The sequence below is a fragment of the Ginsengibacter hankyongi genome (assembly GCF_008710285.1).
GTDB lineage: Bacteria > Bacteroidota > Bacteroidia > Chitinophagales > Chitinophagaceae > Ginsengibacter > Ginsengibacter hankyongi.
On sequence record NZ_VYQF01000007.1, the window covers coordinates 1 to 22,790 of the forward strand.

Below are 22,790 nucleotides of genomic sequence, written 5' to 3' on the forward strand. Positions count from 1 at the left end.
AAGAAAAATGAAAATTATCCTGTAAACCTATTGCAGAATTTATCTTTTAACCTGTAAACTTTTTTTAGGACGAGTCAATTCCTTGTCAATATACATTCTATACCTTTCACGAATCGAAGCAATTGCAACATTTGAAAACCCAATTGATAAAGCAGGTCCAATAATTAACATTGCTAATGACCAAAATAAAAAACTCGTCGAGCCTGTCTGAATAAATTTATACAAATACGCTATTCCAAAAATAATTGTCACAAAGAATAAAAAGTATAACGCCATACTCGGTTTGGCTTTCGTTTTAATCTGAGTTGTCTCATTTCCCAATTCAACAACTTGTCCAATAAGTGTTGAACTATATTTTACACCTCTTGTATATGCCGGCGATATTGTGTCTATAGCAAAAGTGTCACTATTCAAAAAACGACCTTTCATGTCATTGCTACTTAAAAATGTAACCTTTCTTTTTAAAACCTCTTCTATTTTAGCAAGAACAGTTTCTTTCGATTGATTATACGAGTAAGTCAAAGTGTCTGGATAAAAAAATGTCTTGAAATATCTTAGCATAGAGATGTCAATATTGTAGAAGGTGCTTATTGCAGCTAACGTTCCCAGCTTTGCGGTCGGCGGGGCAATTGTTTTTACGTCGCCCCTGGCGACGAGTGCTGAACTGTGATACTAAAGATAAAATTTTAATCAAAAGCTTAATAGATAAATGTCAGCCCGTACAAAAGCTAAATAAAATTACAGGTGATGACCGACGCTTTGCGTCGCCCCCCGCTGCCGCAAAACTGCATGTAAGGTGCAGTTATTAGTATCTCCATCTATTGATGTTTCCCAATTTATGCCAAGTGTCCCCATTTTTTTTAAATAAGGTCAACATCCCGCCTTCAAAACTATTAGAAATTGTCACAACTGCATATTCTTTAGAATTGTCAAATACAGGTCTTGACATGTAATAAAATTTACGGCTAACAAAGTCAGAGTTAAAATCATTGACGAACTTTCTGTAGTAGCGTATTTGTTTTTTGTCTGTCAACTTGAATTTCTTTAATACGTAATTGAAATCTACTGTTTCTTTGTAGCCTTCTGTCAAGATTGAAGTTGGAAGTTCTATGTCCAACCAAATGGATGTGTCAACAAGTTTGCTGTTTTGAATTATCTCAATTAAATATTTTGTGTAAATGGTTTGTTGGAAAACTTCTGAAAGGTAGTTTTTATATTCAGTTGTGTCGCCTATGTAAAGACGTGAATTGTTAAGCGGTACATTTTTTACAAATTGTCCGATTGATTTACTTGCTGTGTCAAGCAGGTTTTGAACTGATTTATCTTGTCCGAATGTTGAGGCAGCAATTACTATTAGTGTCAATAAAATGAGTGTGTGTCGGAACATAAATTTTATGTCAAGATGTAAAGGTGAAGGGAATTACACAAGCTGAAATATAATTGCACCTTACGTTTGTATTTCAGCTAAAATACGCTACTTCTTTTAGAAAACAATTTTTCTTAAGTCCTGCTTTTTAAACGTTTATAATAAAATACGCGGTTCCCCATGGGTAGCTTAAATACAACTATGTTAACTTTAAATTATCCAACGGGCTAATAATTTTTACGAGATTTTTATTGCTGGTGTGCAGGTAGTGTAAAGTAGTTTTCAAATCATTATGGCAACCGAAACAATAAAGCTTCAGTTTCGTGTGCCACAAACCTGGGCGTAGCAAAAACCTTTTTCGTTTATAATAACGGTTACCTGGTATACGAATATACGAAAACCGTCCGCCCCACACTGGCAGATGAACGCATAAAACTCATTACTGAACGCATAGAATTTTCTTCAAAGTATATAGCACGTACTGTTAAGCGCATAAAAGGTTTACTGGAACGCATAAGAGCTACACTGGAACTTATAAGAGCTTCACTGGAACGCATAGCATCTCCACTGGAGCGAATAACATCCTCACTGGAACGAATAATATTTACACTGGAACGAGCAAAATTTTTACCGGGATAAAAAAAATTTCAACAGCAAATAACAATGGGCATGCGAAAAGAAAAGGTACTGCTTTAGTTTATTCTGTTCACTAACAATAGTTTAAATAGTTGCTTCTTACTTAATGTTATAAGAAAATTTTTGTGGGTAACGGTTACCGGGTATACGCAGGTAAAACATTTTTCATCCATGTAAAATAAAAATAGCAATTGTCCGTTTTTTGTCACATAATTAATTTTTCAACAAAACCAACTTCTTATGAAGACAAGTAAAAACAACTACAGTGCCCCACAGGAAATCCTTTACTCCGTTTGTAATGCTGCCTGGTATTTGTGCAGCCAGTATCTTACCCGTTTTACCGCTCTTAACGCATTTTACACGGAAGCTTTTGTAGCTAATGCCCTGCAGGCCGTGCAGGATGCTAAAGCGCTTCCTGATAGCCGCCAAACCCTGGCCGCCCGCAAAGAAGCACGCATAAACCTTAGCAATGCTACCCGGCAGGTGCAGGCCAACTGGCAATTGCTTAAGGTGTACATTACAAAGGCATTTGCTGCAGACATGGTGGCGACCAAGCTGGAAGCGGCCGGTGGCTCCTTGTATGCCAAAGCCTCTGTTGATAACTGGAGCGCTGTGCGCAGCCTTATTGATACTGCCAATGGTTTTATTGCTAATAACCTGGCAGACCTTGCGGCTAACGAAAACATGCCCGCGACTTTTCCGGCACTGTTTAAAACTGATGGTGATAATTGTATTGAGCTTTCAGTAATCTACGCCCAGGCAAATATGGAAAAGGAGGCAGCAACCAGAGCCAGAATAGATGCTAATAACGCCATCTATGCAGGCGTTATGGAAATGCTTAAGGATGGTCAGCAAATATTTAAGGATGACCTTGCTACAAAAAAACAGTTTACATTTAGTTATCTTGTATTAATGTACCAGGCAGGGGGCTCCGCAAGTCTTAAGGGGTATATTATAAATAGTGATAACTTGCCTATTGAGGGAGTTACTATCGCGTCGCAGGATGGAAAATATTTTGCCACTACCGATGCAAAGGGTTACTATCGCATTACCCGCATTGCCGAAGGTACATACCAATTTAGTATAACATGCCCCGGCTACAACCCGTTAGTTCAAACAATTTCTTTTGCTGCTGGCACAGCCAGCAAAGGCGATTTTGAAATGACGAACGAAATGACGAAAGCAGCATAAAATATTAACAAACCACCGGCTACGGGCCGCCTGAAAAGGTGGCCTTTTTTGTGGATAGGTTAACCGTTATGTCCATTACTTTACCGGCGGGTACCAGCTGCAAAGAGCGCTACCTCAAAATTTTTTTATATCTATTGAGAGAAATACCGAACTTTAAAAAATTATTTCTGCCCTGAACAAACGATTGACGACAGAGATTTTATCTCGCAGAAATATTTATTAGCTTACTGAATAACCAGCACTCAAAATGAGATCAAAATTATTTTTTGTAACTGCATTGTTTTTTATAACAGTATGTACGTGGGTTTCGTGCATGAATAGCGACGATAGTAATGATCCCGCCTTACCGGATGTGGTGAGCTATAACTTTCACATTCGCCCTATTTTATCGGATAAATGTTTTAAATGCCATGGACCGGACGTGAGTAAACAGCAAGCCGGGCTTCGGTTGGATTATGCAAAGTATGCTTATGCGCCACTTACAAAAATGAAGGGCGCGTTTGCTATTGTTCCGGGAAAGCCTGACGAATCGGAATTGTATAAACGCATCTCATCAACCGATTCTTCTTATATGATGCCGGATCCTGAAGCCCATCTTGGCGCATTAACTCCTTATCAAATAAAATTATTCAGGAAATGGATTGAACAAGGTGCCAAATACGAAACGCATTGGGCCTTTGTACAACCTAAAAAAAGTGCTTTGCCAAATGTGCAGGATAAGGCGTGGCCGAAGAATGAAATAGATTATTTCATTCTTGCCAAACAGGAAGAGATGGGACTAAAACATAATCCCGAAGCAGATAAAGAAAGGTTGTTGAAGCGGGTTTCACTTGACCTTACCGGTTTGCCACCAACAGAACAAATGATGAATCAGTTTATGGCGGACAAGGATCCAAAAGCATATGAAAAAATGGTGGATGAGTTATTGAACACGCCCCAATACGGCGAAAAGATGGCGGTGCATTGGCTGGATATTGGCCGCTATGCCGATAGCTATGGTTACCAGGATGATAATATAAGAACGCAATGGCCATGGCGCGACTGGGTAATTCATGCATTTAATGAAAACATGCCCTACAACCAGTTTATAACCTGGCAAATCGCCGGAGACATGCTGCCCAATGCGAACAAGGAAGAAATTTTAGCAACGGCTTTTTTCCGCAACCATAAGTATACGGAAGAAGGTGGGATTATACCGGAAGAATATCGTGTTGAATATAATATTGATAAAACAAAAACTTTTGGCAGGGGTATAATAGGACTCACGGTTGAGTGCGCCCAATGCCACGATCATAAATATGATCCCATATCCCAAAAGGACTATTACCAGTTATACGCTTTTTTTAATAACAGTAAGGAAGAAGGATTTGAAGGCGATGTGGGAGTTTCAAAACCGGCAAAGAAACCAATACTCAATATCGATAAAGAAGATCTTCAAAACGTGCTTTCATTTATCAATTATAAAGATATGTCCAAATTAATGGTTTCGGTTATGGGTGACCGTGATACACTTAGAAAAACGTTTATCCTTAACCGTGGTGTGTATGATCATCCCACCTATGAGGTATTGCCATCTGCACCGAAAGCTGTTTTATTTTATGATACAGTTAATCTTCCACGTAACCGCCTTGGTCTTGCAGAGTGGACCGTTAGTAAAAAGAATCCGCTTACTGCCCGTGTTTTTGTAAATCAAATGTGGCAGGAAATTTTTGGAAGGGGATTGGTAAAAACTTCCGGTGACTTTGGTATGCAGGGTGAACTACCTTCTCACCCTGAATTGCTGGATTGGCTTGCTGTTGATTTTATGGATCATGGATGGGATATAAAAAGGTTGATGAAACAAATTGTAACATCAGCCACTTATCGCCAATCAGGAAATATTGTTGACGACAATAATAAAAAAGATCCTGAAAATGTTTACCTGTCGCGTTCACCGCGATTGAGGGTGCAGGCCGAATTTGTGAAGGATATTATTTTGGCCAGCAGCGGCTTATTAGTAAAAACAATTGGCGGACCTAGTGTAAAACCTTACCAGCCCAAAGGTCTTTGGGAAAGCGCAACATCGGGCAGGGGAGTGCTGGCAACATATAAGCAGGATAAAGGTGACAACCTTTACCGCAGGGGAATGTACACGTTTATAAAACTAACGGTGCCACCGCCCAACATGGCCATCTTTGATGCAAGCAACCGCGACCTTTGCGAAGTGCATAGGTCAATAACCAGTACGCCTTTACAGGCGTTAATGATGATGAACGATCCTACAGTTCTTGAAGCATCAAGAGTGCTTGCTCAAAAACTACTCGAACAAAAAAGTTCAACGGATGAAAAAATTACCAGGGCATTTCGCCGGATCATTTGCCGCATGCCGGATAAAAAGGAATTGGATATTCTTAAAAATTATTTTGGAGAACAGTTGCAGCAATTCAAACAAAAAAAATTAAATGCCCCGGCCACTATTAAAGTGGGCGAATATCCTTATGATGATAAAGCTGATGTAAATTCAACAGCAGCATTAATGAAAGTTATCGTTACAATTTATAACATGGAAGAAGCCATAACAAAATCCTGATTATGAACAAAGAATTTTTAGAACACAATCTTGGTATTAACCGCCGTAAATTTCTTTCAAGGCTCAGCCTGGGCATTGGAAGTGTTGCATTAGGATCATTGCTTATCCCGGACCTTTTTGGAAGTAAGAGTGATGAAGAGATGTTGGTGACCGGCCTTCCGCAATTTGCGCCTAAGGCAAAGAGGATTATTTATTTATTTCAAAATGGTGCGCCATCGCAACTGGACCTTTTTGATTATAAACCAAAATTGCAGGAAATGTTCGGGCAGGATCTTCCTGCGTCTATCCGTATGGGTCAGAGGCTCACCGGGATGACGGCTGATCAGAAAAAATTTCCACTGGCAGGCACTACTTTTAAATTCAATCAATATGGGCAAACGGGTGCCTGGATGAGTGAATTGTTGCCGCATACTTCAAAAATTGCTGATGATTTATGCATCATCAAAAGCATGTACACCGAAGCGATCAATCATGATCCGGCGCTTACTTTTTTCCAAACCGGTGCGCAGGTGGGTAACCGTCCGAGTATGGGCTCATGGCTCAGTTACGGTCTTGGTAGTGAAAATAAAAACCTTCCGGCCTTTTGTGTTTTATTATCAAAAGGAAAAGGAAACGGGCAAGGTGTTTATTCAAAATTATGGAGCAATGGTTTCCTGGATTCTGTTTACCAGGGCGTACAATTTAGCAGTGGCGAAAATCCGGTATTGTATCTCAATAATCATGAAGGCATCGATAAAAATGATCGCAGGAAAATGCTGGATGTATTAGCCGGGTTAAATGAAGAATCTTTTAAACAAACAAACGACCCGGAAGTTCATGCTAAAATACAACAGTATGAACTGGCTTATAGAATGCAAACTGCGGTTCCGGAAGTTACAGACCTTAGTAAAGAGCCTGAAGATACTATCAAACTTTATGGACCCGATTGCCTTGTTCCCGGAACCTATGCGGCTAATTGCTTATTGGCAAGAAAATTATCGGAAAATGGAGTTCGTTTTGTGCAACTATATCACCAGGGCTGGGATGGTCATAATAATCTACCGGCAGAAATTCGCGGGCAATGTATGGATACAGACCAGGCTTCTGCTGCGCTCATTACAGATTTAAAACAAAGAGGTTTATTGGATGAAACATTAGTAATATGGGGAGGAGAATTTGGACGGACCAATTATTGCCAGGGTGTTCTTAAAAAAGATAACTATGGCCGCGATCATCATCCCCGTTGCTTTACAATATGGATGGCGGGCGGCGGCGTAAAGCCGGGTGTATATGGCGAGACAGATGAATTTGGATACAACGTTACCCAAAATGGCGTGCATGTACACGACTTCCATGCAACCGTTTTAAATCTTATGGGAATTGATCATGAAAAATTAGTATTTAAACATTTGGGAAGAAGATATCGCTTAACAGACGTGGCCGGCACAGTGGTTAAGGGTATCATCGCTTAATATTTATTGAACGGATTGCATGATGAAACTAATAAACTTATTAACTAATTAACTAAGAAAATGCAACGCAGAAATTTTATAAGAAATACATCATTAAGCATGGCTGCGTTAATGATTAAGCCGCCAATACCAATGAAAGAAGATACAATTCTTGGGCAAGGCAATAAGCGTTATAAATTAGATAACCACTGGAGCCAGGCGGATGTTGCAAAATATCCTGTGAATGATTGCCATGAAATGATACAGGATAGTAAAGGGCGAATATTATTGCTTACCAATGAAACGCATAACAATGTGCTCATTTACGATAAGAAAGGAAAAATATTAGACACGTGGGGACACGAGTATCCCGGAGCACACGGGCTCACTTTATTTGATGAGAATGGAACTGAAGTTTTATTCATTTGTGATAATGCCCGTCACCAGGTAATTAAAACCACTATTGATGGAAGAGTGTTGATGACATTGGATTATCCTAAAGAGACTGGTCAATACACCAAGCCGGAAGAATATATTCCAACAGAAACTGCGATTACGCCTAACGGTGATATATATGTTGCTGATGGATATGGAAAAGATTTTATCATTCATTATGATGCGTCCGGCCGTTATCTTGGCTACTTCGGCGGAAGAGGACCTGAAGAAAAGCACCTCTTGAATGCGCACGGTATTTGCCTGGATTTCAGGGATGGCAACCAACCCAATTTAATTATTACGTCACGGCAGCAAAATGCATTTAAACGTTATACTCTAAGTGGCGAATTCATCAATACCATTTCGCTGCCGGGTGCATGGGTATGCAGGCCTGTTATAAAAGGTGATTATTTATATTCTGCTGTATTGCAAACAAATTCAAGACAGGGACAGCACTCAGGCTGGGTAACCATTTTAGATAAAAATTATAAAGTAGTTTCCAATCTTGCCGGTTCAGTTCCCAATTATGTAGATGGCAAACTGGATGAAATGTATCAAACCATAAAATGTTTTTCTTATCCGCATGATGTATGCATCGATGATGAAGAAAATTTATACATTGCTCAATGGAATTCAGGGAAAGTATATCCTTATAAATTATCTCCCGTTATTTGATGAAGAAATTATTTTTAGCAGCTCTTACATTTTTATTTTTTCATTGCAGCTATTCGCAACAAGAATTTCAATTGGCGCCGCCAGTAGTAAAATATAATTCAGTATTTTTTATTCAGTCTGCAACAGTTTCATTGCAATTTTTACAGCCGGGTACTCAAATATTTTATTCATTAAATGGTAAGGAACCTGCGAAAAATGACCTCGTTTATCAATCACCCATTGTTATAAAAAAATCTCTCACAACTTTAAAAGCAAAAGTATTTGGTAATGGCTATGTTCCTTCAGAAACTGTGCAGGCAACTTTTATAAAAGATGGCTTGAAAATAAAATCAATTGAACCATCACCCGCAAATGAAAAATTTCCCGGTAACGGGGCGAAAACTCTTTTCGATAATGAAGGCGGAATAGCGGATATGCATAATAAAAATTTCCTGGGTTATCAAAAGGATTCAGTAGAAATAAATGTTTTATTGGAAAAGAAGCAGCCAATACATTCCCTATTACTGGATTTCCTTCGGGATGAAGGAAGCTGGATATTTTTACCGCAATCAATACAGGTTTATTATTTTAATGAAAATAAAAATTCTTATGAACTTATCGGGAAGAAGAAAATTCTCCCGGATACAATTATTAACGGAAGCGCCTGTGTTTTTGAAATAATAAAGCCCGGTAAAAAAATCACTGCGAATAAAATAAAAATCATTTTGCAACCTTTACAATCTATCCCCGAAGGCCATCCAGGAAAGGGAAAGCAGGCCTGGCTATTCATTGATGAAATTAAAATCTATTAAGCGCATGCAACGTTGGAAAAATATAATTTTTAATGTCACACTTGCGCTCAATATTTTATTGTTCTTCCTTTTTATATTCGACAGCAGGTTGCATGTGCCCCCGTGGCTGCAGGTGGTTGGTCGAATGCATACCATGTTTTTACATTTTCCTATTGTTATGCTGGCGCTATGTATTTTCTGGGAATTGTTTTCAGGATATAAAAAGTCGTACGTAGGCGTAAAAGCAGAAATAGGCGATGAATTATTGTTGGCCGCAGCTATCACTTCTGTTATTACTGCCCTAATGGGTTTGTTCCTTTCGCGGGAAGACGGTTATACAGCCGACTTGCTGGTATGGCATAAGTGGGGCGGTGTGTTTATTTCATTTCTTTCTTTGGGCTGGTATGTTTTCAGGGTAAAAGTTCGCCAGATAAAACCTGCATTATTAACTACCGCACTTGCCGCGATGGTTATGATCATTGTAACAGGGCATCTTGGCGCTGGTATTACCCATGGGCAGGATTTTCTTCTTGCACCGGTTATCGCCGAAAAACAAAAACCTGTTGTATTATTTGAAGATGCTGAAGTCTACACAAATATGGTACAACCTATCCTCGAAGCAAAATGTATAAGCTGCCATAATTCTGAAAAGGCAAAAGGGCAGCTTATTATGGAAACAAAAGAAATGCTATTAAAAGGCGGAAAGGATGGTAAATTATGGGATTCCACTCAAAATGATTTTGGGTTGCTGATGCAAAGAATTCATTTACCACCGCAAAGTAAAAAGCATATGCCGCCGCAAGGCAAACCTCAATTAACTGAAGAAGAAGCCCAGATTTTATATTATTGGATAAAAAGCGGAGCCAGCTTCACTACAAAAGTAGCAGCGCTTCCTCAAAAGGATACTTTGCGTTTATTGGCATCACCGTTATTTCAAACGATAGAAACAGATGATTATACTTTTGCACCCGCCGATGAAAAAAAGATAAATGCATTAAATAATAATTACCGTGTTGTGAAACCTTTGGCAATTGGTTCACCTGCTTTGGGTGTGGAATTTTTTAGCATAGAAAAATTTAAGGCTGATCAATTAAAAGAATTATTGAATGTTAAAGATCAGATTGTTTCGCTTAACCTTGATAAAATGCCGGTGGCAGATGAAGACCTTAAAACCATCAACCAGTTTGCGAACCTGCGGAAATTGAATTTGTCCTTTACCAATATAACCGGCGCAACATTAGGGGAATTGACGAAACTGAAAGAATTAAAATTACTTTCCTTATCAGGAACGAAAATAAAAGCGTCTAACCTTGCTCCGTTAGTAAAGCTTCCAAAGCTTACCCACCTGTTTATATGGAGTACGGCCATAGCTCCGGAAGAAATAAACAAACTTCAACGGGAATTTAAAACTGCTACAATTGAAACAGGATTTCGCGGTGATACAGTAGTAATAAAATTAAATCCACCTGTTATACAAAATGAAGAACAGGTGATATCACAACCTGTGCCGCTTCAATTAAAACATTATGTAAAAGGAGTTACCATTCGTTATACAACGGATGGCAGCGACCCCGATAGCATCCATTCTCCCGTGTATGATGAGAACGTTATGCTCGATAAAAAGGAAATCATAAAAGCAAAAGCATTTAAGCCGGGATGGATCAGCAGTGATATTGTTGAAAAAATATTTTACAAAGCAGGAGTTGTACCGGATTCTGTTCAACTCGTAAATGCTCCTGACCCGCAATACAAAGGAGAGGGAGGGCTAACAGTGCACGACGGCAAAATAGGGAGCCTTAATTTCCGTGATGGAATGTGGTTGGGTTACAGGGTTCAGCCTATGGAAGCTTTATTTTATTTTAATAAAGAAGTGAAGGTTTCATCGGTTACCATCAGTAGTATTGTTGATATAAATAGTTATTTAATGCCTCCGCAGGAAATAGAAGTTTGGGGAGGAAAAGACAAAGCATCACTGCATTTGTTAAAGCGAATGCAACCTGAACAGCCATTAAAGGAAAAACCTGCTTATTTAACAGGCTATGATGTAAATTTTAATTCTTCTGAAATAAAAATCTTAAAACTCATTTTAAAGCCATTACCTAAACTACCGGTGTGGCATAGGGCTAAAGGAGATAAAGCATGGATATTTGTTGATGAAGTGTTTTTAAATTGAACTTTTAAAGAATCTTAAAGAACGATCGCTAAAATAGCTCCACACTCCATGTTCTTTTCCATGCCTCACCTGCAGCGAGTTGGTTAATTCCTTCTTTATTTTCTAACTGGTAATCATGGTGAACATTATCTGCTATTCCACACCACGGCTCCAGGCAAACAAAGGGTGCATCTTTGGCGGCCCAGATGCCGAAATATGGAAATCCTCTAAATGAAAATGTCAGACTATGTTCATCTTTTTCGGACGACAATTTTATTTGATTACTGGCGATGTGTTTTAAAACGATTGCATCATTATAGAACAACGAAGGAGTAAGATTTAATTTATTTTTATTTAACGCGATCGCTTCAGTGTTGTCTTTTGTTAATCCATCATTCAAAAGAAAACGGTTTAAAACGCTATCATTATCAAACTCTAAAGTATAATCCGTGTATTGCAGGTTATCTTGTAAAGGCACTTTAAAAGCCGGATGCCCGCCAACTGAAAAGTACATATCACTGTTGTTGACATTTTGAATGATATAACTGCAATAAAGTGCATGCTGTTTTATTTCATATTGAATTTGGAAAATAAACTGAAAGGGATATACAGCAAGTGTTTCATCAGAACTATGCAATGTGAAAGTTGCAGAAGTTTCAGATGTTTGTTCAACTTCAAAAATTTTATCTCTCGCAAAACCATGTCGTGGTAGAAAATATTCTTTACGATCAAAAATATATTTGCCGTCTTTTAATTCACCAACTATCGGGAATAATATGGGAGAGTGTTTGCCCCAGTATTGTGCGTCCGCCTGCCATAAATATTCGAGTCCGTTTAATTGTATGCTTTGCAGTTCGGCGCCTTTATCAGTAATAATAACTACAAGTTGTTCATTTGCTATTTGTATCATGCGTCAAAAATACATGCATTTGCTTTTCACTTTTCAAACTGGCGCTCAAAATTATAGAATGGCTTTTTTTATTACCAGGTCAGTTTATCGGTAGTTTCAAAAAAATAATTTTATAAAAGTTACGTTACTTAATTGGAGGCTGTAATCAGCCCTGTTATAATTAATAAAAACTTTTGTATGGAAGAACTTATTTATGGAAACGAATATCGCTGCTATTGGCGGGATGAATATCTTGGCTTAGCAACTTATACTGATGATCAATCGATCGGTGATTGTTTCCTTCGACTTGAAGTTAATAAAAGCGGCCGCCTTGAAGAAATATTCATAGTGCCTGACAGGTGGAGTTTATCTTAAACTTTAATATTTTATTTGAAACTAACGTTTAGGATTACACTAAGTTTATGTATAAAGCGTGGCTTTAAATCTTTTTGCCAGCAGGCCTGTAGCCGCAGCCACATCTATATCTGCAACAATTACCCCTTCTTTTCCATAAGCCTGGTGCTTAAGGCATTTTCCATCGGGAGCTATTAATGAAGTAGCCGATTCCTGGAAACGCATTCCATAATTTACGCTGGCAAAGTAAATAGTATTTTCCATCGCTCTCATCATCATTGCTTTTTCATAATAAGGATTGTCTTTGTTGCCCCATTCTGAAAGTTGAGGGCCGCTGGCATTGCTGGCGGTACACTGCGGATGGAATACAATTTTTGCATCATTCATCGCTGCCCATCTTACGGATTCAGGATAGCGGAAGCCTTCGTGGCAGATGGTGATTCCAAATTTTACGCCGTTTACTTCAAAAATATTTCTTTCCGTTCCCGGAATCCAAATATTATCTTCCGTGGGGTCTAACTGGTTTTTTGTTTGATGGCCCAATACTTCACCTTCGCTTGAGATAACGAAGGCTACATTTAAAAGGCCATGCGCATTATACCAATTCATCGGTAGAATAACGGTAATTGAATTGTTGGCCGCCATCGTGCAAACTTTATCCAATGCTGATCGCATTTTTTCCGGCGAAGATTTCTCAACCTGAAATTCTTCGGCGGGATAACCGGGAATGTAAGATTCAGGAAAACAGATTATTTCAGCCTGTTCGTTTACTGCATCTTTTATTAGCTTTTCGATTTGCAATAAACCATCAGCAATAGATTTTGGAAATGGAGGAGATGCTAACGCTATTTTCATAAAACTTAAAAATGATGAACGAAGTTCTTACAATTTATTTGTTCACCCAATAATCAACAACTGTAACGTCATCAGCAATGGGAAGGGAGAGTTTAAAAAGCCTGGCATACTCCGGATTTTTGGAATAACCTTTCATGTCATCTTTTGATGCAAATGTTGTGACATATACATGCTTAACTAAAGCAGTGTCCCTTGCTGAAACATTTACTCCTAATTCAAAATCTTTAACCAAAGAACTTTTTGACAGCGCTGTGTAGGTATCATCCAACGCTTTGATACTGTCACCGGAAGAATCAGTCTTAAAAGTAATGATAACAATGTGCCTTAAAAGATGTAATGGGGAACCAGTTTGTGCACTTAAATTATTGGCAAATACAATAGATGCAAATAAGGAAAAAATATAAGCTGTTTTTTTCATATCGGAAGTTTAGAAATGTTAAGCTACTAATATTTTACGAATTCCACCCCGTTAGGAACCCGGCATGAAAGCGCGGATATTTTACCATAGTTAACTTCAGGAAAATCCTTTTAATTGGAAAAAATGCAGTTGATACCTAACGTTAAAGATTATACGAAATACATGCATGATTAAATATGTTTCCTGGTTTGGGGACATAATGCACACTTTTTTGTGAAAGCTTACCCGCTTTTAGTGCGCCATGCTAGAAAAAAGCTTACCATAATATTGGTATGTAGAATTTATACACGGTGTGTAATAAAATAACCAAAAAGTGGCAATCCCTAAGGCAGATCTATACTTGACTATACATGGCATGATTTTGTGAAATACCTTAAAAGGACTGTTATTTATAATGGCATTCTTTAAATGCTAAAAATTTGTTGGACCCTAAAATGAATAAAAAATGGCGCAGTTACATGTACAACCCAAGCGAAATAATTATTGGTGGCTATGGCTACTCATAATTTTAATAATAGTTGCAGGAGCCGTGTATTGGTATCTGAACTACTATCGAAAAGAGGCAAACTCCGTGTATGATAAAACTGCTTCGACGACCTTGTTCAAAATGCCGGTTGATCAGCAGGATACTTAGGCCTTGATTAATATAGTTTGCGGAATTGACTCTAGTAATAAATGACTGGTCTACCAGTATAAGAATGTTTTGTAATAACAATGAAACTTTAAAAGAATAAAAAATAAAAATTATAAGTCATGGTTAAAGATGAATATGTTCCTAACAGGAATCATTATATAGCTAACAGGAATTTGAAGAAGCTTCATGGCAGCGGTTTTGAGGTTGCGCATGATGAGCCTGATATCAGGGGGTGGAAAGTTGTTAACATGGAAAATATCGAAATAGGAAAAGTGGATGATTTATTGTTCGATGCGGATTCGCGTAAAGTGAGATATCTCACCATTAAATTAAATGGAAAACCGCTCAATCTTCTGTCAAGAGATTTGCTTGTTCCTATTGGTCTTGCTGAATTGGATAAAAAGGATGATTTTGTTTTACTGCCCGATGTTACTGCCGGGCAACTCGCAGCACTTCCCGATTACAAAAAAGGAAAGGTAACTGTGGAAACGGAAAGGGCGATAAGGACTGTTTTCGCTGGCATTGCTAATGCACCTGGTAAATATGGTGATGATAGCGAATATGCTATTAATAGCCAGGAATGTTACAGTGATAATTATTCTAATGCCGACAGCATGTACCTGGCACGCCCGACAACAGGTACCGAAGATATTAACCCGGGCGAACTTGATTAATAAATTACTCCGCGCCCTTCTCTTTCACCGGTGAACTATGACTAGAAAAATTACTTTGAAAGGAACTTGGGAAGTATTAAAGAATTGCTTCTCAGGATTTTCGGATGATAAACTTTTAAAGCTAAGTGCTTCGCTTGCTTATTATACCGTGTTTTCGCTTGGCCCCCTTTTGATTGTTATGCTCTTTTTGTCAGGTATTTTTTTTGGGCGCAATGCAGTCGAAGGCACTATTTATGGCCAAATGGAAAGTTTTGTTGGGCATGACGCCGCCTTGCAACTGCAACAGATTATTAAGAATGCAGCCATTAGTAATAAAAGCAATTTTGCGGCGGTTATTGGCATAATAACATTACTTATAGGAGCAACTTCAATGTTTGCCGAGATACAGGATTCGATAAATATGATATGGGGATTGAAGCCCAAACCTAAAGCGGGGTGGATCTTGTTCTTAAAAAACAGGTTGCTTTCATTTGGTGTAATTGCAAGTCTCGGATTTTTATTATTGGTGTCACTAGTGATAACAGCAATTATCGAAAGTATAAGCAACAGGATTAAAGTACATTTTTCGTCTGTATCAGTGGTTCTTTTTTACATCATCAATCTTATAATCACTTTTGGAGTAGTAACCGCATTGTTTGGAGTAATTTTCAAGGTGCTTCCGGACGCGAGGATAAAATGGAAAGAGGTAATAGCAGGTTCTGTTGCTACCGCTTTACTTTTCATGATCGGTAAATTTGCAATTTCTTTTTATATAAGCAAAACCAGCATCGGCTCTACTTACGGAACCGCCGGATCATTAGTTGTGCTGCTGGTATGGATATATTATTCATCGGTAATATTATATTTCGGCGCTGAGTTTACTAAGGCCTGGGCTTTAAAATACGGACACGCTATTCATCCAAATGAATATACCGTTACCACGCAAAAAATTGAAATTGAAAAAGGAAAGCAAAGTGTGCAGCAAGTACAAAAATAAAGCGATACAACGGTATACCTTAAACGAAAAAATACTGTGAGCAGAGGCAGTTTATTTTAATTCGCCTATTTAAAATTCGGGCATAATATAACAGCTAGTTTCTTCATGATAGTTCCAATGTCTTTAATAAAAAGTTTTAGATGCTGCCTTATTTGTTCCATTTGCTCGGTATCCGCTCGTGTACCTGCAGTTGTTAGAGCCGTAGGATATTTTAAATTACACAAGAATTAATATTCTCTTTTGGATGATTTGGAGTTATCCACACTGGTCTAATAAATATTTTCCTGCAGGGAATATACTTATCCGTTTCTTTGTGTTCAATTAAAAAAGAGCGAAACAAACATAAATCTAACTTGTCGGTGTAGGCTGGAACTTTCCGCCACCATTTTGTGATAAACGCCTTTTTTATAACTTTTGTTTTTACCTGGATATCGGATTTAAGTTATGGCTGTATGTTTATACGGCCTTCTGTTTTTGCCCCTGGTTTAGAATTTATTGAAATTGGTTTATTATCGGCAAAACCGCTTCACCTTTTATGGGTAAAATTACACATCAACTAAATCAGAACCGGGCAGTTATAACGAGTTTATATCTCTTATCAGTTGACCAGCATTTCAATAAGCTAGATGCAATTTGATTGTAAACATTGACCTGGCATCCCTCATTTTCATTAATATTGCTGTTTAAGGTATGTATAGTAACTTGATTGAGAAAAAATTAAACAGGTCATATCCTCAACAATGATAAAAATTTATAGACCGGGAGCAATCGGCGGGCTGCTTGATCTATATCAACAGGCAATTACTGACCTCATTAAAGAAATTGAAGATATTCCTGACCATGCTTTAACTATAGTCACAGACCCTAATACAACTGATGAAAATTGTAAATCCGTCCAGTCAATTTTATCTCATGTTGTACATTCAGGTTATGGGTATGCTACAAACATTCATAACCTCAAGGGGAATAACATAGCACGGCCGCCCAAGACATTTCATACAACTGTTGAAGAATATCTGAAAGATCTTACTAACGTATTCGCCTATACGGAAAACATCTTTACGAAAATTAATGACAATGAATTGGAACAATTAGATAATTCACTAAAGATAAAAACAGGGTGGGGGCAAGGGTACGATATAGAGCAGATGATGGAGCATGCCATAGTGCATATTCTCAGGCACAAAAGGCAGATTGAGAGAATTAAACGGACCGTATCCAGAAAATATCCATAATAGGTTCAAAATTTGTAATGATCCAGTAACTTATGCAATCGTTTTTTGCTGGAGTAAGTCTTCATAATCTTTTTTGGTATCTATATCAACTATTCCCTTTGGGAAGGCCACAGTCGCTACAAGGTCTTTATGCTGTTTAATCAATTTGCCGGCACCGGCATCGCCTCTTAATTCCATCAATTCATTGAAAAAACTTTTGTGAAATAAAGCAGGCGTACCCAACGTATTATTATAACTACTTGCCACAATAGGCATCGCTTTTTTTTGCTGTTTGCTTAACAAGCTTTCAAGCAGCGATTTGTTTATATGAGGCTGATCGCATACCATGAAAATAATCCCGTCAACATCAGCGCTTATTTTCTCCGCAGCAGCTACACCACTGTGCAGTGATAAAGACATTCCCTCCTTCCATCTCTCATTTTCCACTACTTCAACATTCATCCCTTCGAGTTCTTTTTTCACTACATACTTATCGTAGCCTGTCACAACAATCACCGGTCGCATAGTTGTTTCTAATGCTACCTCCACTGCGTGCTGCAGCAAACTTTTGCCCTGGTAATTCAGCAACTGTTTCGGGCTGCCCAAACGGCTACTCCTTCCGGCAGCAAGCACTACAATGGCACAATGTTTAACTGTATATTGCATGCTGCTCAATATAATTTTTTCGTTTCAATGAACGTATCAGTTCTTGAATGAATACCATCCTGCTTGTTGCGTAGTGATCCGCCGTCCTTACCGGCAAGCACTGCTTTAATTTCTACGATGATACTGAGTGCAATTTCTTCCGCCGTTTCTGCTCCAATTTCCAAACCTGCAGGTCCGTAAATTGTGTTCAGTTGCTCATCAGTTAAAGCGATTCCATCATCACGCAACTCGTCCAGCATTCTGTTGAGTTTCTTTTTTGGACCAAGCATTCCAATGTACTTCACCTGGCGTAGCAGCAATGCTTTCAGCATAGCCAGATCGTAATTGTAATTGTGGGTCATCATTACAAATACAGTTTGCTGATCAAAAGGTATTTGATCTAATACTTTTTCCGGTTTGCTCACCAATACCTGGCATGCACCCACAAACCGTTCCCGTTTTGCATGTGTGCTTCGGCCATCTACCACTCTCACCTCCCAACCAATGGTATCTGCAATTTGCATCATAGGGATAGCGTCATTACCTGCTCCTACTACTACCAGCGAAACGGGGGGCTGCAGGAACTCAATGAAAGCGGTAAGCGAAATATTTTTGACTACATAATTTTTAAATGAGGATGCCTGCAGTTGCATTGCATGATGAACATTTTCCATAATATAACTATGTAATTCAGGATATGGAATGGCGCCCGAAATGTTTCCATTCTCTTCCATGAGCAGGCAGGTGCCGGGCTGTTCATTTTTTTTGTCTTCCAAAGAAAACAATGTTACCAGCACTGATTTCTGCCGGAGCGCTACTGCCTTGCGCAATAACTGAATAGGATTGTTGTTATTGTTTGGGTTGATGGGTTCAAACAATACCTGGATGACACCTGCACAACCCAACTGTACACCGATGGTTGCATCATCTTCATCGCTGGTATCGTAAGTAACCAGTTTCGATTGTTGTTGAGATAAAACCAGCATTGCCTTACGCAAAGCGTCCCCCTCCAAACAGCCACCGCTGATAGCGCCTGTAAGTTCTCCATCATCCGTCACCAGCATTCGTGCACCAGGCCGGCGATAAGATGAACCGTTCAAATGCACCACGGCTGCCAGTGCCGATTTTTTTCCGGCAAGTACAGCGGCATCGTATGCTTTTATTATTTCACGAAGTTCTTTCATAACCATTAGCCCTTTTAAAGCAAGGTTTAATTTGCAATAGCTTTGTTCATATATTTTTCAGGGTCCTGTTCAAATTTAACTTTGCATCCGTCGCAGCAGAAATAAACTTTTTCGCCATGGTATTCAATAATATGTTTAGGATTATTAATATCCACTGGCACACCGCAAACAGGGTTGATGTAATACTTTGGTGATATTCCTGTTTCAGCTTTCGATTCATCAAACTTTTCAAATGAAATCATCACAGGCGAACTGTTTTGAACTTGTATCAATTCGGCCAATATACTTATGGCAACCTCATCAGGGCTCTTAGCATTAATATCAATGCCCGCCGGAGATTTGATAAGATCAATAGCAGTCTTATCAAAACCTGCATCAGCAAGATAATTCGTTATGGAAGCCATTTTCTTTCTGCTGGCAACAAAGCCAACGTAAGCACTTTCTTTTTTTAATGCTTCCACTAAAGCTTTTTCATCCTGCTCTCCCTGGGTAGCTACTACAATAAAAGTGGCAGGTGTTGTTCTCACATTGGCCAGGCTGATTTGCGTAACCAGCTCATCTACCTTCTCAAAAGTCTGAAGATTTGCATCCTGCGCTACTGCTGTAATGCGATAGCCTATAGCGCCTGCAAGTTTTACCAAAGCCTTTGCGATAGACGATTTGCCAATTATCACCAGATGTGGTACCGGCAGTACAGGCTCAACGAAGACCTCAACCGTTCCTTCACTCTGGCATGTCATTTTGTATTCCATAACTCCTTCCTGTTTTGATGATACAATCGAATTTCCAATTTTTACAAGCCTGGCTTTGCCCCTCTTCATGGCGTCTTCTGCTTCTTTAATGATAATGCCTTTCACGCAGCCGCCGCCAACCCAGCCCAAAATTTCCCCGAATTTATTGATTACGGCCTTGTCGCCCACTTTACCGCTGCTGGGAGCTTCGCGCCTTACAACAATAGCAATAGCAAAGGGCTCGTTCTTTTCTTTCAGTTTGTTTATATTATCAAAAAAATGTATCATGCATTTGCCAAAATATTTTCAAGTTCCAATAAACTTTCCAGGTTATGGGCAAAACGGAAATCATCTATCGAGGGAAGCGCTGCCTTCATGCCTCTTGCCTCGGGCGCATAACCCTTCATTCCTTTTAATGGGTTTAACCAGATTATTCGTTTTGCTCTTCTCTGTAATTTAATCATTTCCTGGCTAAGTAGCTCAGGGTCGCTGGTGTCTAATCCATCGCTTAAGATGAGAATGACAGGCGATCCGTTCAGTAACAATTTGCCATACTTGTCGTTGAACTCATGCAGGCACTCACCAATGCGTGTTCCACTGCTCCAGTTATCAGCCTGTTCACTAATAGCAGTTAACACAAAATCGACCCGGTTCTGTTGCAACGCTTTGCTGATCCTGATTAGTGAAGTGCTGAAAACAAATGCTTCCATCTGCCGGAAATTTTCACGCAGTGCACAGATAAACCGAAGCAGGAAATAACTGTACCTATCCATGGAGCCACTCACGTCCAGCAATACAATCAGCCGTTGTTTTTTAGGCCTCTGTGCCCTTCTGAATAATTCAATCGGTTCGCCTCCGTAGCCAACACTTCTCCTGATGGTACGCCGCAGGTTGATCTGTCCTTTACTGCGGCTCTCCCTCATGCGCCTGCGTAACCGTATTGCCATTTGCTTAAACATCTTTCTTGCAATATCTTCAAGTAATGCTGAATCTGTTTCGTTTAGCTTCGAAAAATCTGTTCTCTTTAATCGTTCGGTTTCAGTTGCTCCTGAAACATTCTTTCCTTCCTCTTCCGAGGCTTCAGTTTTTCCGCGGCCGAGCATCACCAGTGATGCACTGTTCTTTTTTTTAAAAGATCCCTTCACTAAAGTTTTGTTCTTAATTTCCTGCAGGTCTGTTGGATTCGTATCCCAGTAGAGCAGAAATAATTTCTCATACACTTTTCGTTCTTCCGGCGAATTACAGAAAATTGCTTTCAATGCATACTTAAAACTATCCCTGTTGCTGATCAGTCCTTCTTTTGCGCAACGAAGTGCATCCTGAGTCTCCTGTATGCCGACATTGAGCCCATGGCTCCTGGCAAATTGCACAAAACCAACTACACTTTCAGCAATGCTCCTTGTTTGAAATGCCTGTTGTTTCATATAAAGTTCAATTACTCCTAATCACGATAATTGTGTTTAAAGAGTGTCGATAAATTCAGCTTTTGCCTGGTTAATATCCTCTACCGATTTCAACACACTTCCTAATGTCTGCTCAAACGCTTTGGCATTTACTTCCCGGTAGCCAAGTGCCAGCAGGCTTTCGGCCCAGTCAATGGTTTCACTTACGCCGGGCGTTTTGGCCAATTTGCGCTGCCTGAAGGCCTGTACATGGGCTACCACCTGCTCCAGTAAATGTTGCTCAATACCCGGTAAGCGTTTTTTAACTATCGCCATTTCTTTTTCAAGATCAGGGTAATCGATCCAGTGATACAGGCAGCGGCGTTTGAGTGCATCGCTTAACTCACGGGTACGGTTAGATGTAAGAATTACAAATGGTTTATATTTTGCTTTGATAGTGCCCAACTCGGGAATACTGATCTGGAATACAGATAATAGTTCCAGCAAAAAAGCTTCAAATTCTTCATCACTCCTGTCGAGTTCATCTATCAGCAAAACAGGAGACTGTTCTTCTTCCATGATGCTTTGAAGCAATGGGCGCTTAAGTAAGTACTCATTGCTGAAGATGTGATGTTCCTTTTCTTCAACAGAAAGATTGGTGCCTTCCTGCAACTTAATACCGAGCAATTGCTTTTGATAATTCCATTCATAAACTGCTGCGTTTATATCCAATCCTTCGTAGCACTGCAGGCGAATGAGTTTGGTTTCCAACAATTGAGACAGCGCCAATGCAATTTCGGTTTTTCCCACACCAGGTGGTCCTTCCAGCAGCAATGGCTTTTGAAGTTTTAGCAAGAGGAATAATGCAGTAGCAAATTCTTCATCCGCTACGTATTGATGTTTTTCCAATGCTACTATTATCTCCGACGGACTATTGATTGCTTGCACAGGCTTACGATTTTTTACCACCAAATATTCCTTTAATCACACTTCCTACCATAGAGCCGGCACTTAGGGAACTGTCCACTTCCTGCCCGGAAAGCTGTGCTTTGAAGTTGCTTACAAACTGGTCGAACACATGGTTGCTTACATCATTGATGAGCCTGCTACCAAACTGCGCCAGCATTCCTGCGATGCTTACTTCCATAGAAACATTCACGTCTGTACCGTTATCTTTTTGTGTAAGGTTTCCTGTCATCACCATTTCGGCACTACCTTTCCCTTTACTATCGGTGCCGGTTCCTTTCAATGTCATTTTATGCGCAACCGGATCTCTTTCTGTGAACGTAATAAGCCCGCCATAGCTGGCCTTTACCGGGCCAAATTTTAATTCCACACCTCCCTTGTAATTATTGTCATCTACTTTTTCAGTCAATGACGCACCGGGCACACAAACCACTACCTTTTCCGGATTGGTGAGGTTCGCCCACACATCTTCAATGCTGTTCTCAACATGAAATGATTTTGTTATTGTTGTATTCATAATTTATCAATTTGTTCCGCAAAGCGTTTTGATTTAATAAACGAGGATAATTGAGTAACACAACGATATTAATTTGTTTACTACCGCTGGTCAGCAAAATAATCTATTAGAAAGAGGAGGCCACACT

General features: G+C 39.3%; 22 protein-coding genes. 11 read left to right on the forward strand and 11 right to left on the reverse strand.

Annotation, left to right across the window (positions count from 1 at the left end; genetic code table 11):
* Window positions 1-39 precede the first annotated feature (39 nt).
* On the reverse strand, window positions 40-561 hold the full coding sequence (locus tag FW778_RS17960) for a hypothetical protein (protein WP_150416244.1): 522 nt from the start codon (window positions 559-561) through the stop codon (window positions 40-42).
* 244 nt (window positions 562-805) lie between these two features.
* Window positions 806-1,387, reverse strand: coding sequence for a hypothetical protein (locus FW778_RS17965; protein WP_150416245.1), 582 nt, complete (start codon window positions 1,385-1,387; stop codon window positions 806-808).
* Between the two features lie 855 nt (window positions 1,388-2,242).
* Between FW778_RS17965 and FW778_RS17970 the strand changes: the two genes are divergently transcribed.
* The 6 genes from FW778_RS17970 (at window position 2,243) to FW778_RS17995 (ending at window position 11,245) form a co-directional block, all read left to right on the forward strand.
* Window positions 2,243-3,193 (forward strand): carboxypeptidase-like regulatory domain-containing protein, encoded by a 951-nt coding sequence (locus tag FW778_RS17970; RefSeq protein ID WP_150416246.1) that lies wholly within the window; start codon window positions 2,243-2,245, stop codon window positions 3,191-3,193.
* A 247-nt stretch (window positions 3,194-3,440) separates the two neighbouring features.
* Window positions 3,441-5,762: a PSD1 and planctomycete cytochrome C domain-containing protein gene (locus tag FW778_RS17975; RefSeq protein ID WP_150416247.1), complete on the forward strand. Its 2,322-nt coding sequence runs from the start codon at window positions 3,441-3,443 to the stop codon at window positions 5,760-5,762.
* Window positions 5,763-5,764: 2 nt separating this feature from the next.
* Window positions 5,765-7,213, forward strand: a complete 1,449-nt coding sequence (locus tag FW778_RS17980) for a DUF1501 domain-containing protein (protein WP_150416248.1) — start codon at window positions 5,765-5,767, stop codon at window positions 7,211-7,213.
* A gap of 60 nt (window positions 7,214-7,273) precedes the next feature.
* Complete coding sequence (locus FW778_RS17985; RefSeq protein WP_150416249.1) at window positions 7,274-8,302, forward strand: NHL repeat-containing protein; 1,029 nt, start codon at window positions 7,274-7,276, stop codon at window positions 8,300-8,302.
* Window positions 8,302-9,093, forward strand: a complete 792-nt coding sequence (locus FW778_RS17990) for an FN3 associated domain-containing protein (protein WP_202552338.1) — start codon at window positions 8,302-8,304, stop codon at window positions 9,091-9,093. Before FW778_RS17985 ends, FW778_RS17990 begins: the two co-directional genes overlap by 1 nt.
* A gap of 4 nt (window positions 9,094-9,097) precedes the next feature.
* Window positions 9,098-11,245 (forward strand): FN3 associated domain-containing protein, encoded by a 2,148-nt coding sequence (locus FW778_RS17995; protein WP_150416251.1) that lies wholly within the window; start codon window positions 9,098-9,100, stop codon window positions 11,243-11,245.
* Between the two features lie 28 nt (window positions 11,246-11,273).
* Here FW778_RS17995 and FW778_RS18000 read toward each other — a convergent pair whose 3' ends face one another.
* Entirely contained in the window at window positions 11,274-12,134 is an 861-nt protein-coding gene (locus tag FW778_RS18000; RefSeq protein WP_150416252.1) for an aldose 1-epimerase family protein, read from the reverse strand.
* Between the two features lie 177 nt (window positions 12,135-12,311).
* Between FW778_RS18000 and FW778_RS23265 the strand changes: the two genes are divergently transcribed.
* Entirely contained in the window at window positions 12,312-12,488 is a 177-nt protein-coding gene (locus FW778_RS23265) for a hypothetical protein (protein WP_202552339.1), read from the forward strand.
* Between the two features lie 45 nt (window positions 12,489-12,533).
* Here FW778_RS23265 and FW778_RS18005 read toward each other — a convergent pair whose 3' ends face one another.
* On the reverse strand, window positions 12,534-13,322 hold the full coding sequence (locus tag FW778_RS18005; protein WP_150416253.1) for a carbon-nitrogen hydrolase family protein: 789 nt from the start codon (window positions 13,320-13,322) through the stop codon (window positions 12,534-12,536).
* Between the two features lie 34 nt (window positions 13,323-13,356).
* The gene (locus FW778_RS18010) at window positions 13,357-13,740 is read right to left on the reverse strand and encodes a Dabb family protein (protein WP_150416254.1); all 384 of its coding nucleotides are present in this window, start codon (window positions 13,738-13,740) and stop codon (window positions 13,357-13,359) included.
* Window positions 13,741-14,185: 445 nt separating this feature from the next.
* Between FW778_RS18010 and FW778_RS18015 the strand changes: the two genes are divergently transcribed.
* From FW778_RS18015 to FW778_RS18030, 4 genes are all read left to right on the forward strand, one after another.
* On the forward strand, window positions 14,186-14,374 hold the full coding sequence (locus FW778_RS18015) for a hypothetical protein (RefSeq protein ID WP_150416255.1): 189 nt from the start codon (window positions 14,186-14,188) through the stop codon (window positions 14,372-14,374).
* 119 nt (window positions 14,375-14,493) lie between these two features.
* A complete protein-coding gene (locus tag FW778_RS18020) occupies window positions 14,494-15,048 on the forward strand; it encodes a PRC-barrel domain-containing protein (protein WP_150416256.1) in 555 nt (184 codons plus the stop codon).
* A gap of 37 nt (window positions 15,049-15,085) precedes the next feature.
* The gene (locus tag FW778_RS18025) at window positions 15,086-16,024 is read left to right on the forward strand and encodes a YihY/virulence factor BrkB family protein (RefSeq protein WP_150416257.1); all 939 of its coding nucleotides are present in this window, start codon (window positions 15,086-15,088) and stop codon (window positions 16,022-16,024) included.
* Window positions 16,025-16,764: 740 nt separating this feature from the next.
* Window positions 16,765-17,259, forward strand: coding sequence for a DinB family protein (locus FW778_RS18030; protein ID WP_150416258.1), 495 nt, complete (start codon window positions 16,765-16,767; stop codon window positions 17,257-17,259).
* 30 nt (window positions 17,260-17,289) lie between these two features.
* On the opposite strand, the gene FW778_RS18035 is transcribed toward FW778_RS18030, so the two are convergent.
* The 6 genes from FW778_RS18035 to FW778_RS18060 are packed head-to-tail and all read right to left on the reverse strand — an operon-like array spanning window position 17,290 to window position 22,663.
* Complete coding sequence (locus FW778_RS18035) at window positions 17,290-17,904, reverse strand: nucleotidyltransferase family protein (protein WP_150416259.1); 615 nt, start codon at window positions 17,902-17,904, stop codon at window positions 17,290-17,292.
* Window positions 17,905-17,909: 5 nt separating this feature from the next.
* Window positions 17,910-19,067, reverse strand: a complete 1,158-nt coding sequence (locus tag FW778_RS18040) for an XdhC family protein (protein ID WP_150416260.1) — start codon at window positions 19,065-19,067, stop codon at window positions 17,910-17,912.
* Window positions 19,068-19,093: 26 nt separating this feature from the next.
* Window positions 19,094-20,086 (reverse strand): XdhC family protein, encoded by a 993-nt coding sequence (locus tag FW778_RS18045; protein WP_150416261.1) that lies wholly within the window; start codon window positions 20,084-20,086, stop codon window positions 19,094-19,096.
* The gene (locus FW778_RS18050) at window positions 20,083-21,222 is read right to left on the reverse strand and encodes a vWA domain-containing protein (protein WP_150416262.1); all 1,140 of its coding nucleotides are present in this window, start codon (window positions 21,220-21,222) and stop codon (window positions 20,083-20,085) included. The genes FW778_RS18045 and FW778_RS18050 overlap by 4 nt, the downstream gene beginning before the upstream one ends.
* Window positions 21,223-21,258: 36 nt before the next feature.
* The gene (locus FW778_RS18055; RefSeq protein ID WP_150416263.1) at window positions 21,259-22,128 is read right to left on the reverse strand and encodes an AAA family ATPase; all 870 of its coding nucleotides are present in this window, start codon (window positions 22,126-22,128) and stop codon (window positions 21,259-21,261) included.
* 4 nt (window positions 22,129-22,132) lie between these two features.
* Entirely contained in the window at window positions 22,133-22,663 is a 531-nt protein-coding gene (locus FW778_RS18060) for a CoxG family protein (RefSeq protein ID WP_150416264.1), read from the reverse strand.
* Between the last annotated feature and the right edge of the window lie 127 nt (window positions 22,664-22,790).